This is a genomic window from Methylocapsa palsarum (assembly GCF_900114285.1).
Lineage (GTDB): Bacteria > Pseudomonadota > Alphaproteobacteria > Rhizobiales > Beijerinckiaceae > Methylocapsa > Methylocapsa palsarum.
Window position 1 is genome coordinate 171,453 of sequence record NZ_FOSN01000008.1, and the last position, 15,480, is coordinate 186,932.

A 15,480-nucleotide genomic window follows, 5' to 3' on the forward strand; every position below is an offset into this window, starting at 1 on the left:
TCGACCGACGCCCGCTTTGAACCCGGCGGGATTTGGTCTAAAGATTGACTTCCCGCCCTAAAAGGGGCCGCTCGACCGGATGAGCGGCGCGTCCGTCCTTCGCCCGCAGGGCGCGATCAATGTCTGGGCTGGCGATCTATTTTTTTGCGGGCGATCGATATTTTTTGAAGGAGATGAGATTGTCTGGTCCTTGCTCGAAATCCCGCGTCGCCGCGAGGCCGCTTGCTTTCTCTCCGGGGTCCGGGCGTCGGAGCGGCTGCATGCTGGGGCTTGCGGCGTTCGTCGCGGCCGCGCTGGCGATCGTCGGCGCGCCAGGCGCTTTCGCACGGGGCCCTGATTCGCTCGCGGATCTCGCCGACGCGGTGAGCGACACCGTCGTCAATATCTCCGCGACCCAGACGATCGACGAGAAACGCGCCGGAGGGGATTCTCTTCAGGTTGAGCCCGGGACGCCGTTCGATGATCTTTTCGAGGAATTCTTCCGGCGTCACCAGCAAGGCGGAAAAGGGGGCAAGGGCGGCCAGGGGGACAATATGCCCGGGCGCCCGCACGAACGGCGCTCCAATTCGCTCGGCTCCGGGTTTGTCATCGACCCGTCCGGCATCGTCATCACCAACAATCATGTGATCGCGGACGCGAACGAGGTCACCGTCATCTTCACCGACGGCCAGAAACTGAAGGCTGAAGTGATCGGAAAAGACGCGAAAGTGGATGTGGCGGTCCTGCGCGTCAAACCCGACAAGCCGCTCAAGGCGGCGAAATTCGGCGCAAGCGAAAACATGCGGGTGGGCGATTGGGTCGTCGCCGTCGGCAATCCCTTCGGCCTTGGCGGAACCGTGACGGCGGGCATCATTTCAGCGCGCAACCGGAACATCGATTCCGGGCCGTACGATAATTATTTCCAGACCGACGCGGCGATCAACAAGGGCAATTCCGGCGGGCCCCTGTTCAACATGGCGGGCGAGGTGATCGGCATCAACACCGCGATCCTTTCTCCGTCCGGAGGCTCGATCGGCATCGGCTTTGCGACCCCTGCGGCGACGGTCATGCCCGTCATCGAACAACTTCAGAAATTCGGCGAGACGCGGCGCGGCTGGCTTGGCGTGCGGATTCAGAATGTCGACGACACGATTGCCGAAAGCCTCAACCTTGGCGCGGCGCGCGGCGCGCTCATCGCCGGAACCGACGACAAGGGGCCGGCCAAGGCGGCGGGCCTTCAGACCGGCGACGTCATCGTCAAATTCGACGGCGTCGAGATCAAGGAATCGCGTGACCTCCCCAAGATTGTCGCGCAGGCGCCGGTCGGCAAGGATGTCGACGTGACCGTCCTGCGCCAGGGCAAGGAGATCATCAAGAAGATCCGGCTGGGCCGCCTTGAGGACAACGAGAAGCAGGCTTCGCTTTCGACGAAGGGCGGGCCGCCCGAGAAGACCCAGGTTGCGGGCCCGGTGGGCAAGGCGCTGGGCATGGAGTTCGCCGGCCTGTCCGAGGAGCTGCGTCAGAAATTCTCGATCAAGCCAAGCGTCGTCGCGGGCGTCGTCGTGACGGCGGTCGATCCCGATTCGGCGGCCGCTGAAAAGCGTATCCAGCCCGGCGAAGTCATCGTCGAGATCAACCAGGAGCAGGTCAAGGATCCTGCGGAAATCGCCAAGAAAATGGCGGCGCTCAAAACCGCGGGCAAGAAATCGGCGCTGCTGCTCGTCGCCAATGGACAAGGAGAGGTGCGATTCGTGGCGCTCGCCTTGCCCGAGAAATGATCCGGGGCCTGCGGCTGCGCACTTGCGGGCGCCCCGGCTCATGGTTATAAGCGGGGCTCCAAAGCGGTCCTGGACCGCACAGTCGGAGTGTAGCGCAGCCTGGTAGCGCACCTGCTTCGGGAGCAGGGGGCCGGAGGTTCGAATCCTCTCACTCCGACCAATAAAACTCTCTTCTCTGCGCCCATTTAAGACAAGCTCCGCCCATTTAAAACAAAGCCTTCGCCCCCCTCCCCCCAGTTTTAAAAATGCGGCGAACGGCGTTCACTTGAGGCTGGCTCGACTGCGAACGCCGCAAATCTTCTGGCGGATCGTCTTCGGGCAGATCGTCTTCGGGCGGATCGAAAAATGAAGCGAGCGCAGCAGCGGCCAAATCCGCCGGATCCTCTTGCGACAGGGCGCTGCGTCTGGCCGGGCGCCGATCCCATCTATCTCGCCTATCACGACGAGGAATGGGGGACGCCCGAGCGCGACGACAGGGCGCTCTACGAGAAACTCGTACTCGACGGCTTCCAGGCCGGGCTCTCGTGGATCACCATCCTGCGCCGGCGCGACGCGTTCCGCGCGGCCTTCGATCAGTTCGATCCTGAAAAGATCGCTTCATACGACGCGGCCAAGGTCGAAGCCCTGATGCAGGACGCGGGCATTATCCGCAACCGCGCCAAGATCGTCGGAGCGATCGCCTCCGCCCGCGCCTACCTCGACATTCAGCAGCGCGAAGGGTTCTCGAACTATCTCTGGGGGTTCTTCGACGGACTGAGCGTCCAGAACGCCTATCGGACATCCGCGGAGATTCCCGCCCAGACCGAGTTATCGGCGACAATAGCCAAGGATCTGAAACAGAGGGGCTTCCATTTCTGCGGCCCGACGATCGTCTATGCGTTCTGCCAGGCCACAGGCATGGTCAACGATCATCTCGTCTCCTGCGGGCGGCACAAGGCATGCGCCGCCCTGGCGCGAAAACAGAAAAAATGAACTCGCTCTGCGCCTCTCTCAAAAGTCGCTGGCGATTCCCTTGACCTCCCAATCTCCGTAGCGGACCGGCTCTGGACCGTCGCGGCCATCGATTTCCTTCGGCCGCGCAATCGCCTCGCGTTCGGCGCGGAGCCGACGCTCGTTCGCCTCCGCGAGCGCGCGCCGGGCCTCCGGGGTGAGCGCCGGGCGGCGCGCGCCGCTTCCGTCCTCGTTTTTTCCCAGCTTATTCATGCCGCTTTCTCGTCATAGCTATAAATGTGGCGCCTAGAGCGCTTTCCGATCGCATGTCTACGTCTGTATCCGTCCGAAATCTTACACGCACTGTACCCGATCATGGTATAAAAGCGGATGATTCTTCAGCAAAGCCTTGGTCTTCGGCCAAACCTTCGGACCGGAGTATAAGTTTGAACGCACCTCCGCGTCCGCCCTCGGCCAAGCGACCGGTCCGCAAGGCGTCGAACAACCGGCCGAGCCAGATGGCTTCCGCGGAATCCCAAAGACAAGAAGCTGAGCATCATCCCGGACTTCCCGCCCGTCTCGCCGCCGCCGCGATCTTTGGGGACATTATCGCCAAAGGCCATTCCCTGGAGGAATGTTTCAGCGCCGGGGCCATTCCGGCCCGGCTTGGCGGCCTCGCGCCCCGCGACGTCGCGCTCGCGCGATCGATCGTGACGGCGGGCCTGCGCCGTCTCGGAACGATCCGGGCGGCGCTGGCCGCGCTTCTGGACAAGGGCTTGCCGCGTCAGGCGGCGCACCTCGAATGGAGCCTCATCGCCGGCGCGGCGCAGATCCTGTTTCTCGATGTGCCCGATCACGCCGCCGTCGACCTCGCCGTTCGCGCCGCCCGCCTCGAATCGAAGACCGCGCCGTTCGCCGGCCTCGTCAACGCCGTCTTGCGCAATCTGATTCGCGGCCGCGAGAAAATCCTCGCGGAGAGCGATCCTCTCGAACACGACACGCCGCCCTGGCTCGGCGCGCGCTGGCGCAAGACCTATGGCGACGATCTCGCTTTCGCCATCGCCCGCGCCAATCGCGCCGAACCGACGCTCGATCTGACTGTGAAGTCCGATCCTGAGCTTTGGGCGCAGCGGCTGGGAGGACGGCTTTTGCCGACCGGCTCGATCCGGCTCACAACCCACACGCCGGTCACGGAACTTCCCGGATTCGCCGAAGGCGAATGGTGGATACAGGACGCGGCGGCGGCTCTGCCCGCCCGCCTCCTTGGGGTTGCCCCCGGCATGCGCGTGGGCGATTTTTGCGCCGCGCCCGGCGGCAAGGCGGCGCAGCTCGCGGCGGCGGGCGCGGACGTCACGGCGATCGACCGTTCGGCCGAACGGCTGAAACGGCTCGCCGCCAATTTCGAGCGCCTGCGCCTTCACGCGGACGTCATCGTGGCCGATATCGTCAGCCTCAAGGCGCCGCCCTTCGACGCCGTGCTGGTGGACGCGCCCTGTCTTTCCACGGGCACGATCAGACGCCACCCCGACATCGCCTGGACCAAGAAGCCGGGCGACATCGCCGCTTTGTCCGCGATCCAGGCCCGCATGCTCGACAAGGCGGTCGAACTCGTGAAACCGGGCGGCCAGATCGTCTATTGCACCTGTTCGATCGAACCCGAGGAAGGCGAAATGCAGATCGCCGCGCTGCTGCGCCGCAATCCGGATGTGGCGCGCGTGCCGATCAGACCATCGGAAGTCGGCGGTCTCGACGAAATTCTGAATGAAAACGGAGAGTTGCGCAGTCTGCCGCCGCACCTTCCGGCGGACGAGGACAGGCTCGCCGGCCTTGATGGTTTTTTCGCCGCCCGCCTCGTGCGGCGGCCCTGACCACGCCGCCCGCCTGAGAAATTAACCATTTTAGTACACCCTTACTTGTGAATGCGGCCCTGGAGGAATGCGGCTCCGGCGCGACGCGCCGAGCCGACAGCGTTCAACCGGCGAAGCTCAATGACGTCAAAGGCTTCAGCCCGCTGGACGCCGCTGGCCGAAATGGGCAAACAAGGAGCGCCATCGCGCGCGACTCGAATCGGACGGGGCCGAAATTTACCGCGAACATGAGGAAACGAATTTCGTGGCCGGCGTGACATTCAATGACCGGTTGCGCGTCGCGGGCCGTCTCGCCGCGCGCGCGGCGGCGGCGGCGGCCCGCATTTTCCGCACGCCCTTGCTGGCGGTCGCGGGGTTGAGGCGGCGCGCGCCGGTCCGTCTGCTCATCGCGCCACAGGACATCCGGACCAGCGATCCGACGCTCGCCGCCGATATCTACGCCGGATATTTCGCGTTCGGCGGCAAGATCGTCAATGCGCACGGACGTTCGCCGTTCGAGCTGGAGCCGGGCTCTCCGGCATGGGCGCGCGCGCTCGCGGGTTTCAGTTGGCTGCGCCACCTGCGCGCCGCCGATACGGCCATCGCCCGGGCCAACGCCCGCGCCCTCGTCGATGATTTCCTGACTCTCGCCGGCCAGCCAGGCCACAGCGAGGCCTGGGAGCCGCAGGTCGTGGCGCGCCGCCTGCTTGCGTTCCTGTCGCAATCACCGATCATTCTCGAAGGCGCCGACCGCGCCTTTTATCGCCGCTTCATGAAGGGGATCGGACGCTCGCAGGCCTTTCTCGAGCGCAAACTGGCGATGGGCCTGCAAGGCGAGGCAAGGCTCGCCGCGTTGATCGCGCTTGCGGAACTCGGTCTGTGCGCGGAGGGTCCAAACAAGACGCAGCAGAGAAGCACAAGGCTCCTCACCGACGAACTGACGCGGCGGATACTTCCCGACGGCGGACACGTCAGCCGCAATCCGCAGGTTCTGATCGATTTGCTGCTCGATCTTCTTCCGCTGCGGCAGGCTTACGCCGCGCGCGGCCTGCAGCCGCCGGCGCAGCTCCTCAACGCGATCGACCGCATGATGCCGATGCTGCGCCTGTTCCGGCATGGCGACGGAACGCTCGCCCTGTTCAACGGCATGGGGGTGACGCAGCCCGAATTGCTGGCGACCGTTCTCGCCTATGACGACGTTCGCGCCCGCGCACTGACGAACGCGCCGCATTCCGGCTATCAGCGCCTCGAAGCGCCCGACGCGATCGTTCTCGCCGACGCCGGCCGGCCGCCGCCCAAGGATTTCTCCCAGCGCGCCCACGCCGGCTGTGCATCATTCGAAATGTCGATCGGCGCGTTCCGGCTCGTCGTCAATTGCGGCGCGCCCGACGCCAACCGGCCTGCGGCCCGCGAAGCCGCGCGGACCACCGCGGCGCATTCGACCCTGATCATCGACGACACGTCGTCGTGCCGCTTCGCCGCGCAGGCGGGGATGAGCAAATGGCTCGGCGGAGAGATGGTGTCGGGACCAGACAGCGTCGATGTCGAGCGGTTCGACGACGCCTCGACATCGAGCCTGACCGTCGCGCATAACGGCTACGATTCGCGATTCGGCTTCATTCATGAACGCCAGCTTTCGCTGCACAAGGACGGCAGACGGCTCGACGGCGTCGACCGCCTTCGCCCAACGATCTCGCACCCCGAGAACCGCTCCTTCGTCGTGCGTTTCCATATTCATCCCGGCGTCCGCCTGAAGCGGGTGCGCGCGGGCTATGCTGTCCTCTGCGTGCTTCCCAGCGGCCGGCGCTGGCTGTTCGAGAGCCCGAGGCTCCCGGTCGAGATCGAGGAGAGCATCTTTTTCGCCGGTCCCGACGGGCCGCGAAGCTGCGCCCAGATCGCCGTTCACGGCTATACATTGGACGATTCCGAGGTCGAATGGAGTTTCCTTCAGGCCGAACGGAAGAAAGAGTGACTTCCGTTCGATAGATCGCCGCGCCGACGCTGCTTTACGCCTCCGGCGCGCGCGTCTACACATTTATCCTGGGCGGGCGGAAGATTCGTCTGGCGCAAGGGATCGAAAGGGAGTTCCGGATGACCAGGGGCGGGAAGTTCAAGACCATCGCAGCGGCGGCCTTCGCGGCGCTCGCCTGCATGGGCGGCGAGGCGGGCGCCGCGCAGTGCGGCAACACGGGCGCCGGCTTCGATGCATGGAAACAGCAATTCGCCAACGAAGCGAAGGGACGATACAGCGCCAACGCGATCGCGGCGCTTATGAGCACCCACTACAACACCGCGACCATCGCCGCCGACCGCGGCCAGAAGAGCTTCCATTTGTCGCTCGACCAGTTTCTCGCCAAGCGGGGCGGCTCGGCCATCGCCGCGCGCGGACGGGCGTTAAAGCAATCCAACGCCGCCCTGTTCGCCAGCATTCAGCAGCGCTATGGCGTCCCGCCGGGGCCGCTCATCGCCATCTGGGGCATGGAGACGGGATTTGGCGCCGTGCATGGCAACCAGAACGCGCTGTCGGCCGTCGCGACGCTCGCCTACGACTGCCGCCGGACGGCTTACTTCACCGACCAGCTCGACGCCGCCCTGACGCTCGTCGACCATGGAGTCCTCAACGCCAACACGCGCGGCTCCATGCATGGCGAAGTCGGCCAGACGCAATTCATGCCGAAAAACATCCTCAATTACGGCGGCGGAGGCAATCTCGACACGTCGTCGGGAGCGCTGAACGCGACGGCGAATTTCCTGCGGGCCCATGGCTGGAGCCCCGGCGCCGGTTATCAGCCGGGCGAACCCAATTTCGCCGCGCTCCAGGCCTGGAACGCCGCCTCGGTGTATCAGCAGGCGATTGCGATCGTCGGGCGGCAGATCGACGAAGGCGGCGGGAGACACTGAGACGGCGAGGGAGAGCCACGGTCTGACAAAGACCTCTAGCCTTCTTCCTCGACGTCCCTCGACCGCAACCTGTGGATAGAAGCCGCGCTCGAATAGAAAACGCGGCGGGCGGCGGGCATGATAAACCCGTCCGCCGCCCTCAGTCCGCAAAGTCCGCGTGAACAAAAGCCGAATCTTCACCATCGCCCCCGGCGCGCCCTTCCTGCGGACCTTCGCGGAGGCGCTTCTCGACGGCCTCGTCGTCGAAGGATTCTCGCGCCGCCTTTCTCCGCTCGACCTCGCCTCGGCCACCATCTATGTGCCGACGCGTCGATCCGCGCGGGCGCTCCTTGCCGAACTCGTCCGCGCTCTGGGACGGTCTTCGATTCTGGCCCCGCGCATCCTGCCGCTCGGCGCGCTGGAGGATGCGGAGACCCGGCTATATTTCGACGATGACGCTATCGATCGCGCGCACGCGCCGGAACTCTCGCCCGCCATGGGCGAAACCGCGCGGCGGATGCGGCTCGCCGAGATGATCCTGACCTGGGCGCAAGTCTTGAAACACGCCATCGTGTCCGTCGGCCCGCAAGGCGAGTATCAGCTCGACGAAGCCGAAGCGTTCCACGTGGCGGCGAGCGCGGCGGACGCCTGGCATCTGGCGGGGGAGCTGGCGGGCCTCATCGACGAATTGATCATCGAGGACGTCGCCTGGAACAGGCTCGATCCATTGGTTCTGCCGGAGTTCGACCGTTACTGGGGCATCACCCTCGCCTTCCTCACCATCGCCATCACGGAATGGCCGAGGATTCTCGCCGGCTTCGGCGTGGTCGATCGGGCGCGGCGCCAGGTTGAACTCGTCGAGGCGCAAAGCCAGCGCCTGAAAGAAGAGCGCGGCGAGGGTCCGGTGATCGCCATTGGCTCCACCGGCACCAACCGGGCGACGGCGCGCCTCCTTGCCGCCATCGCCGCCTCGCCCCGCGGCGCGGTGGTGCTTCCAGGTCTTGATCTGTCGCTCGACGCCGGAGCATGGGCGCTGATCTCGGGCGGCGGCCAGGCGGACGACGAGCCCTCGTTCACCCATCCGCAGGCTGCGCTCAGCCGCTTGTTGAAAGCGCTGAAGGTTCAGCGCGAGGACGTTTTGAGCCTGGGCGCAGTCGCTCCCGGGCGCGCCGCCCGCGCGCGCTTTGTGTCCGAGGCGTTGCGGCCGGCGGCAGCGACCAGCGCATGGATCGGCTACCGCGCGGGTCTTGCGGACGGCGAACTCTCCCGCGCGCTGGCGGACGTCGCGCTGATCGAGGCGAGTGACGAACGGGAGGAAGCGCTCTGTCTCGCCATCGCCCTGCGCGAGGCGCTGGAGACCCCGGGCGAGACAGCGGCGCTCGTCACCCCGGACCGCGAACTCGCCCGCCGCGTCGGGGCGGAGCTCCTGCGCTGGGGGATCGAGATCGAGGACACCGCAGGCGAACCCTTGAGCGCTTGCCCTCACGGCGTTCTCGCCCGCCTTGTGGCCGGCTGCGCGGCGGACGGACTGACCGCGCAAAGCCTGAGCGGCCTGCTCGCGCATCCATACCTGCGGCTTGGACTTGAACGCCGCGAGATTGATCGGCTCGCGCCGCAGCTCGAGATCGGCGTCTTGCGCTCTCCCTCCGCCGCGGGACCGCTGCGGGACAGGGTCCGCGGCGATCCGGGCACCCTCATCGCGCGGGCGAAAGCGGAAGCGGCCGATCGTTTCGCGCATCCGGCGAGGCGGCGCATTTCGCCGCCCGAATGGGAGGCGCTGGAAGATCTTCTCGTCCGCGTCGGCGCGGGACTGAAGCCCCTGTTCGATCTTGAGGGGCCGCAATGCCTCAAGACCTGGATCGGCGCGCACCGCGCGGCGCTGGCCGCCATCGCCGACCAGGACCGCGCCGACCAGGACCGGGACAGCGCCAGTCTCGACGCTCTCGAAGCCCTGTTCGACGATCTCGCCGAGTCAGCGACGCCCGGCATGGTCTTCGACAGCGAATCCTATGACCGTTTCTTCGCGGCGGTCGCTGGCGCAACCGTCGTGCGCGACAAAAGGACGGTTCATCCGCGCCTGAAAATATACGGCCTCCTCGAGGCCCGCCTGATGGAGGCCGACCTGATACTGATCGGGGGGCTCGACGAGACCGTGTGGCCGCCGCTCGCCCGCACCGACGCGTTTCTGAACCGGCCGATGCGCGCCGCGCTGGGATTGACCCCGCCGGAACGCAAACTCGGGCAGACCGCGCATGATTTCGAGCAGGCGATGGGACGGACCCGGGTGATCCTGAGCCGCGCGGCGAAACGGGGCGGTTCTCCGACCGTCGCCTCGCGTTTCATCCAGCGCATGGCGGCGGTGGCGGATCGCGAGCTCGACGAATGCCGCGCGCGCGGCGACGCCTATCTGCGGCTCGCCCGGACGATCGACCGGCCGGACAAAACGGCGCCAGCGCTGAGGCGGCCGGAGCCAAAGCCTCAAATCGCCCTGCGCCCCACCCGGCTGAGCGTCACGGCGATCGAGAAACTGCGGCGCGATCCTTACGCCATCTACGCCGAACATGTTCTCGGCCTGTTTGAACTCCGCGCTCTTGGCGCAGCCCCGGAGGCGGCGGAACTCGGCGGCGCGGTCCACGCCGCGCTGGAGCAGTTCGGGAGAAAATATCCCGGCCCGCATCTGCCGTCCCAGGATGAGGCGAGGCGGCAATTGCGCGTTCTCGTCCGGACCGCGGTCGCCGCCGCGCATCTCGACGATCCCTCCTTCGAGGCCTTGCGTTGGCCCTGGATCGAAAAGACGATCGATTTTTGCCTCGGCTTCGAAGCAAGGCGGCGCCCTTCGATCGCCTCGTTGCTGGTTGAATGCGCCGGCGAGATCGACATTCCCCTCGCCGACGGGACGCGCTTCACGCTGTCGGCTCGCGCCGACCGCATCGAGATCGGTCAGGACGGGCGCGTGACGCTGGTCGATTACAAGACCGGAACGCCGCCCGGCGCGCAGGAGATATTGGTGGGCTTCGCGCCGCAGCTCACGCTCGAAGCCGCGATGGCGTCGCGCGGAGCGTTCTCTCTTCCCGCCGACGTCGGCGCCCTCGACGCGCTCTATGTCAAACTGGGCGGTCCGGGAGGCGGCAAGGAACATTTGGTGGCGTTCAAAGGCGGTCCAGACTTCCTCGAGGTCGCGGAGGCGCATTTCATCGGGCTCGTCGATTTGCTCGAACAGTTCCGCGATCCGGGAACGCCCTACCCGCCTCGCCCCTTTCCAAAATTCGCCGCCGCCTACAATTGCTACGACCATCTCGCCCGGGTCAGGGAATGGTCGCTGAGCGGCGAACCGGACGGCGCCGGCGCGCAGAGCGGCGCATGAGCGCGATAATCGACCTTCCAGCGCATACGCTCGCAAAGCAGCGCGCCGCCTCCGATCCGGCCGCCTCGGCCTGGGTCTCGGCCAACGCCGGATCAGGTAAAACGCATGTGCTGATCCAGCGCGTGGTGCGGCTTCTCCTTGAGGGTACGGCGCCCTCGAAAATCCTCTGCCTGACCTTCACCAAGGCGGCGGCGGCCAACATGGCTTCGCGCGTTTTCGAAATGCTGGCGCTCTGGACGCGGCTGTCCGACGAGGACCTGAGGGAGGCGATCATCGCGACAGGCGCTCCCGCCCCGACGGGCGTCGCCCTCGACGCGGCGAGAACGCTGTTCGCGCGGACCGTCGAGACGCCCGGCGGGCTCAAAATCCAGACCATCCACGCGTTTTGCGAAATGCTGCTCCACCTGTTTCCGTTCGAGGCCAATGTCGCCGCGCGTTTCGAGGTGGCGGATGAGCCGCGTCAGGCCGAACTCCTCGCTCGCGCGCGGCGCGAGGTTCTGGCCGGCGTCAGCGGCGATCCTCGCGGGCTTGGCGCCCATATCGCGCGGCTCGTGGACGAATGTTCGCCCGCCGATTTCGAGGCTCTGATCAAGGAGGCGATGGCGTTTCGCGGCCTGCGCGAGCTTTGGGACAAGGATCCTGAACAAGATCTGAGAAAGGCTCTACATCTGGCCGCGGGCCGCGACGGCGCCGCGGTCGAGCGGGATATCATCGAGAACGGACTATCCCCGGCGCTTTGGCCCGATGTCGCCCACTGGCTCGATCACGGCGGTTCGACCGACCAGAAGCTGGCGAAGCAGTTCCGCGACGCGGCCGCCGCGCGAGAAATCGCCGCGGGGCGGGCGTCCCAGGGCGATCTGCTGTTTTGTTCTCAAGATTGCGTCGCCGCCTATCTCGCGATCTTTTTCATCGATGCGGGCGAGGGACACGCAAGATCCAGCCTGGCGACAAAAAAGCCTGCCGCCCTCCGCCCGGACCTCGCGGCCATGCTCTACGCCGAGCAAGCGCGGCTCGAACCGCTTCGCATCGAGCGCAGGTCCGCCGCGACGCTGTCCCGGACCCTGGCGCTGCTCGGGGCGGTTCAGGCGGTCTTCACCCGCTATCATGCGATCAAAGCGGCGCGAGGGATTCTGGATTTCGACGATCTCGTCGAGCGCGCCCTGGCCCTGGTCGAGCGATCGGACGCCGCCTGGGTGCTGTACAAGCTCGACGCGGGAATCGACCACATTCTCGTCGATGAAGCGCAGGACACGAGCGCTCCGCAATGGCGAATCCTCGAGCGGCTCACGGGCGATTTCGCCGGGGCCGGGCGAGGCGGGAGACCGCGCACGTTCTTCGCGGTCGGCGACGAAAAGCAGTCGATTTTTTCGTTCCAGGGCGCAGCGCCCGAAATGTTCGCGCAGATGCTGCGACGGTTCCGGGTCAAATTCAGCGCGGGAGAGGCCGCCTTCGAACATGTGCGCCTCGGCTTGTCGTTCCGCTCGTCTCCCGGCATTTTGAGCGCCGTCGATCAGGTGTTCGAGCATGGCGAGCATCAAAGCGGGCTCATCGCAGACGACGACCTCTGGATGCCGCACGAGGCGTTGAAGAGGTATTTGCCGGGCCTTGTCGAAATCTGGCCGCCCGTTGGACCGGAAGCCCGGGAAGACCCACGCGACTGGAAACTGCCGCTCGACATTCGCGATTCGCAAGATCCCGTCGCGCTCGTCGCCGATCGCGTCGCCCGGAAGATCGCGCTGCTGATCGCCGAGACAGGCGAAACGGTGTTCGACACGCGCGACAGGCGGCCTCGCGCGATTCGCGCCGGAGACATATTGATCCTCGTGCGAAGACGGGGGCCGCTGTTCGAGGCCCTGATCCGCGCCTTGAAGAACTGCAATGTGCCCGTCGCGGGCGCCGACCGGCTTGAACTCGCGGATCATATCGCGATCATGGACCTTGTCGCCGCCGGCCGGACGGCGCTGTTGCCGCAGGACGATCTGACGCTCGCCTGCGTGCTCAAATCGCCGCTGATCGGACTTGACGACGACGATCTGCTGGCCTTTGCGCCGAACCGGAGCGGCAGCCTTTTCGACGCTCTCGCGCATTCGGGGGAGCCCCGCCACACGCGCGCCTTCGCCAGAATCGCCGCCTGGCGCGCCCGCGCGGCGCAAAGCCCGTTCGCCTTTTATTCGAGCCTGCTCTGCGAGGACGGCGGCCGCCTTGCCTTCGCGGCGCGGCTCGGGGCCGAGGCGGCCGACGCGGTGGACGAATTCCTGCGTCTCGCCCTGTCGCACGACAACGAGTCCGCGCCGTCCCTCGTCGCCTTTCTCGACACTTTCGAGAACATGGAATGTTCCATCAAACGCGACATGGAGACCGGCGCCGACGCCGTCCGCGTGATGACCGTCCATGCGGCCAAGGGTCTTGAAGCCAAGATCGTGTTCCTGCCCGACACCTGCGGCGCGCCGACGCATCGCCACGACCCGAAACTCTTCAAGCTGAGCTCCGGCCGCGATGACCAGCCCTTGCTGGCGTGGTCGCCGAAGAGCGCGCTCGACTGTCCCGCGACAGCCGAGGCCCGGACCAGGGCGAGGGCGGCGGCTCTCGAAGAATACAGGCGGCTTCTTTACGTCGCGCTGACGCGGGCCGAAGAGAGGCTCTACATCGCCGGATGCCATGGGGCGAAAGGCCCGAGTCCGCAGTGCTGGGCGACGATGATCTTGGCGACGCTCGGCCAGGGCGGCGATTTTGAATCTTTTCCCGCATTTTGGAATATTGACGACAAAATCCTGCGCCGGGCGAGCGGTTCGTCTGCATCAACGTCAATCGATAGCCCGCCACCGCCGGCGCCTCCCGTGGCGGCGCCCGACTGGCTGGCGCGTCCGGCTTTCGAGGAAGCTCGGGACGCTCCGCTGGTGCGGCCCTCGGGGGCCCTCGCCTCGAGAAGCGGCTTTATAAGCGGCTCGGACGCTCCGCCGGCGACCACGGCTCGTCGTCTCGCGATGGAGCAAGGCAGGCTGGCGCATCTGTTGTTGCAATATCTGCCGGGTCTCGCGCCCGATCTTCGCAGGACGGCGGCGCTGAACTATCTTGCCGCCGCGGCGGGCGGTCTTGGCGCGGCCTGGCGACAGGCGCTTGCGGACAAGATCATCGCCGTCCTCGACCTGCCCGCCCTCAAAGACCTGTTTTCGCCGGGCTCCATTGCGGAAGCCCCCCTCGAAGGCGCCGTCGCCTTGCCGGGCGGGCGCAAAATCGCCGTCGCCGGTCAGGTCGATCGAATCGCGGAGACGCCGGAGGCGGTGCTGGTCGCCGATTTCAAGACGAGAGGCGGCGCGGCCGGCGGCGTCCCCGCGAGCTATATCGCGCAGATGGCGCTTTACCGCGCAGTTCTCGCCCCCCTCTGGCCCGGAAAGCCATTGCGGATGAGTCTGGTCTGGATCGACGACGCGAGCGTCGTCGAGCTTGAGACCGGCGCTCTCGATGCGGCTCTCGCCTCAATTGAAACGGATTGATCGACCCAGCCTGACTTGACGCCCGCCCCCGCTCTTCCTAGGTTCAGGTTCTTCTATTCCAGCGACGAGAGCCCCCATGTCCACTGTGAAAGTTACAGACGCCACGTTCGATGCGGACGTGGTGAAAGCCGGCGGCCCTGTCGTCGTCGATTTCTGGGCCGAATGGTGCGGGCCGTGCAAGATGATCGGACCCTCGCTCGAGGAAATCGCCAAGGAGCTGGACGGGAAAGTGACGATCGCGAAGCTCAACGTCGACGAAAATCCGGGCGTCGCGGGCGCTTACGGGATTCGCTCCATTCCGACCCTCATGCTGTTCAAGGGCGGCAAAATGGCTTCGACGAAGGTCGGGGCGGCGCCCAAGAGCGAATTGAAGAAATGGATCAGCGAAGGCATTTGAGCCGCCGCCCCATTTACCCGCCTGATGAAGGAGCGGGAGTGTGATAAAAGACCTCGAGAGAGGTCTTTTTTGTTTCGGCCGCGCTCCAGAGAGCGGGACAAGAACCTCCCCCATCGAAATCGCCGCTTTGAAGGAGCTTCGGGGCGATCCCATGCGCATCTATTCCGTCAAGGAAATCTTCCTGACCTTGCAGGGGGAAGGCGCGCACGCCGGGCGCGCCGCGGTGTTTTGCCGCTTTTCCGGCTGCAATCTCTGGTCGGGCCATGACAAGGACCGCGCCGGCGCGGACTGCTTCTTCTGCGACACTGATTTCGTCGGGACGGACGGGATCGGCGGCGGCAAATTCGCCCACGCGGGGGAGCTGGCCCTCGCGATCGAGCGGACCTGGGACGCGGGCGCGACTGACCGGTTCGTCGTTTTCACCGGCGGCGAACCGCTGTTGCAACTCGACGCGGCGCTGATCGAAGCCGTCCACGCGCACGGCTTCGAGATCGCGGTTGAAACCAACGGAACCCTTCCGCCGCCGGACGGCCTCGACTGGATCTGCGTCAGTCCCAAGGCCGGAGCGGACCTCGTCGCCCGGAAGGGATCCGAATTGAAGCTCGTCTTTCCGCAGGAGGGTCTTGGGCCCGAAGATGTCGCCGACCTTGCCTTCGAGCGGTTCTGGCTTCAACCCATGGACGGCGCCAACATCGCTGAGAACACGAAGGCGGCGGTGGCCTATTGCCTCGCCCATCCGCACTGGCGCCTCAGCGTCCAGACCCACAAGATGATCGGCGTCCCGTGAGCCTCTCACGAGTCCCGCACTCTC

The 15,480-nt window shown here is 66.0% G+C and carries 10 protein-coding genes and 1 tRNA gene; 10 read left to right on the forward strand and 1 reads right to left on the reverse strand.

Annotated elements, in window-relative coordinates; all coding sequences use genetic code 11:
• Nucleotides 1-260: 260 nt before the first annotated feature.
• From BM177_RS10980 to BM177_RS10990, 3 genes are all read left to right on the forward strand, one after another.
• Nucleotides 261-1,757 (forward strand): Do family serine endopeptidase, encoded by a 1,497-nt coding sequence (locus tag BM177_RS10980; RefSeq protein WP_244532262.1) that lies wholly within the window; start codon nt 261-263, stop codon nt 1,755-1,757.
• A gap of 83 nt (nt 1,758-1,840) precedes the next feature.
• Nucleotides 1,841-1,917 (forward strand) — tRNA-Pro (locus BM177_RS10985).
• 185 nt (nt 1,918-2,102) lie between these two features.
• The gene (locus BM177_RS10990) at nt 2,103-2,729 is read left to right on the forward strand and encodes a DNA-3-methyladenine glycosylase I (protein WP_091682158.1); all 627 of its coding nucleotides are present in this window, start codon (nt 2,103-2,105) and stop codon (nt 2,727-2,729) included.
• An 18-nt stretch (nt 2,730-2,747) separates the two neighbouring features.
• On the opposite strand, the gene BM177_RS10995 is transcribed toward BM177_RS10990, so the two are convergent.
• Nucleotides 2,748-2,960, reverse strand: coding sequence for a DUF1674 domain-containing protein (locus BM177_RS10995; protein WP_091682159.1), 213 nt, complete (start codon nt 2,958-2,960; stop codon nt 2,748-2,750).
• A gap of 245 nt (nt 2,961-3,205) precedes the next feature.
• Between BM177_RS10995 and BM177_RS11000 the strand changes: the two genes are divergently transcribed.
• The 7 genes from BM177_RS11000 (at nt 3,206) to queE (ending at nt 15,456) form a co-directional block, all read left to right on the forward strand.
• Complete coding sequence (locus tag BM177_RS11000; RefSeq protein ID WP_091682254.1) at nt 3,206-4,555, forward strand: RsmB/NOP family class I SAM-dependent RNA methyltransferase; 1,350 nt, start codon at nt 3,206-3,208, stop codon at nt 4,553-4,555.
• 244 nt (nt 4,556-4,799) lie between these two features.
• Entirely contained in the window at nt 4,800-6,506 is a 1,707-nt protein-coding gene (locus tag BM177_RS11010; protein WP_244532263.1) for a heparinase II/III family protein, read from the forward strand.
• Nucleotides 6,507-6,625: 119 nt separating this feature from the next.
• Complete coding sequence (locus BM177_RS11015; protein ID WP_091682169.1) at nt 6,626-7,435, forward strand: lytic murein transglycosylase; 810 nt, start codon at nt 6,626-6,628, stop codon at nt 7,433-7,435.
• A 157-nt stretch (nt 7,436-7,592) separates the two neighbouring features.
• Nucleotides 7,593-10,778, forward strand: a complete 3,186-nt coding sequence (gene addB, locus BM177_RS11020; RefSeq protein WP_091682170.1) for a double-strand break repair protein AddB — start codon at nt 7,593-7,595, stop codon at nt 10,776-10,778.
• A complete protein-coding gene (gene addA / locus BM177_RS11025) occupies nt 10,775-14,272 on the forward strand; it encodes a double-strand break repair helicase AddA (protein WP_091682171.1) in 3,498 nt (1,165 codons plus the stop codon). Before addB ends, addA begins: the two co-directional genes overlap by 4 nt.
• Nucleotides 14,273-14,327: 55 nt before the next feature.
• The gene (gene trxA / locus BM177_RS11030; RefSeq protein WP_342028903.1) at nt 14,328-14,669 is read left to right on the forward strand and encodes a thioredoxin TrxA; all 342 of its coding nucleotides are present in this window, start codon (nt 14,328-14,330) and stop codon (nt 14,667-14,669) included.
• 151 nt (nt 14,670-14,820) lie between these two features.
• Nucleotides 14,821-15,456, forward strand: coding sequence for a 7-carboxy-7-deazaguanine synthase (gene queE, locus BM177_RS11035; protein WP_091682257.1), 636 nt, complete (start codon nt 14,821-14,823; stop codon nt 15,454-15,456).
• Nucleotides 15,457-15,480 lie beyond the last annotated feature (24 nt).

What these genes read in the sequence shown, in the direction of transcription:
- BM177_RS10980 (WP_244532262.1), top strand. Translation starts at nt 261, where the DNA reads ATGCTGGGGCTTGCGGCGTTCGTCGCGGCCGCGCTGGCGATCGTCGGC.
- BM177_RS10990 (WP_091682158.1), top strand. Translation starts at nt 2,103, where the DNA reads ATGAAGCGAGCGCAGCAGCGGCCAAATCCGCCGGATCCTCTTGCGACA.
- BM177_RS10995 (WP_091682159.1), bottom strand. Translation starts at nt 2,960, where the DNA reads ATGAATAAGCTGGGAAAAAACGAGGACGGAAGCGGCGCGCGCCGCCCG.
- BM177_RS11000 (WP_091682254.1), top strand. Translation starts at nt 3,206, where the DNA reads ATGGCTTCCGCGGAATCCCAAAGACAAGAAGCTGAGCATCATCCCGGA.
- BM177_RS11015 (WP_091682169.1), top strand. Translation starts at nt 6,626, where the DNA reads ATGACCAGGGGCGGGAAGTTCAAGACCATCGCAGCGGCGGCCTTCGCG.
- addA (WP_091682171.1), top strand. Translation starts at nt 10,775, where the DNA reads ATGAGCGCGATAATCGACCTTCCAGCGCATACGCTCGCAAAGCAGCGC.
- queE (WP_091682257.1), top strand. Translation starts at nt 14,821, where the DNA reads ATGCGCATCTATTCCGTCAAGGAAATCTTCCTGACCTTGCAGGGGGAA.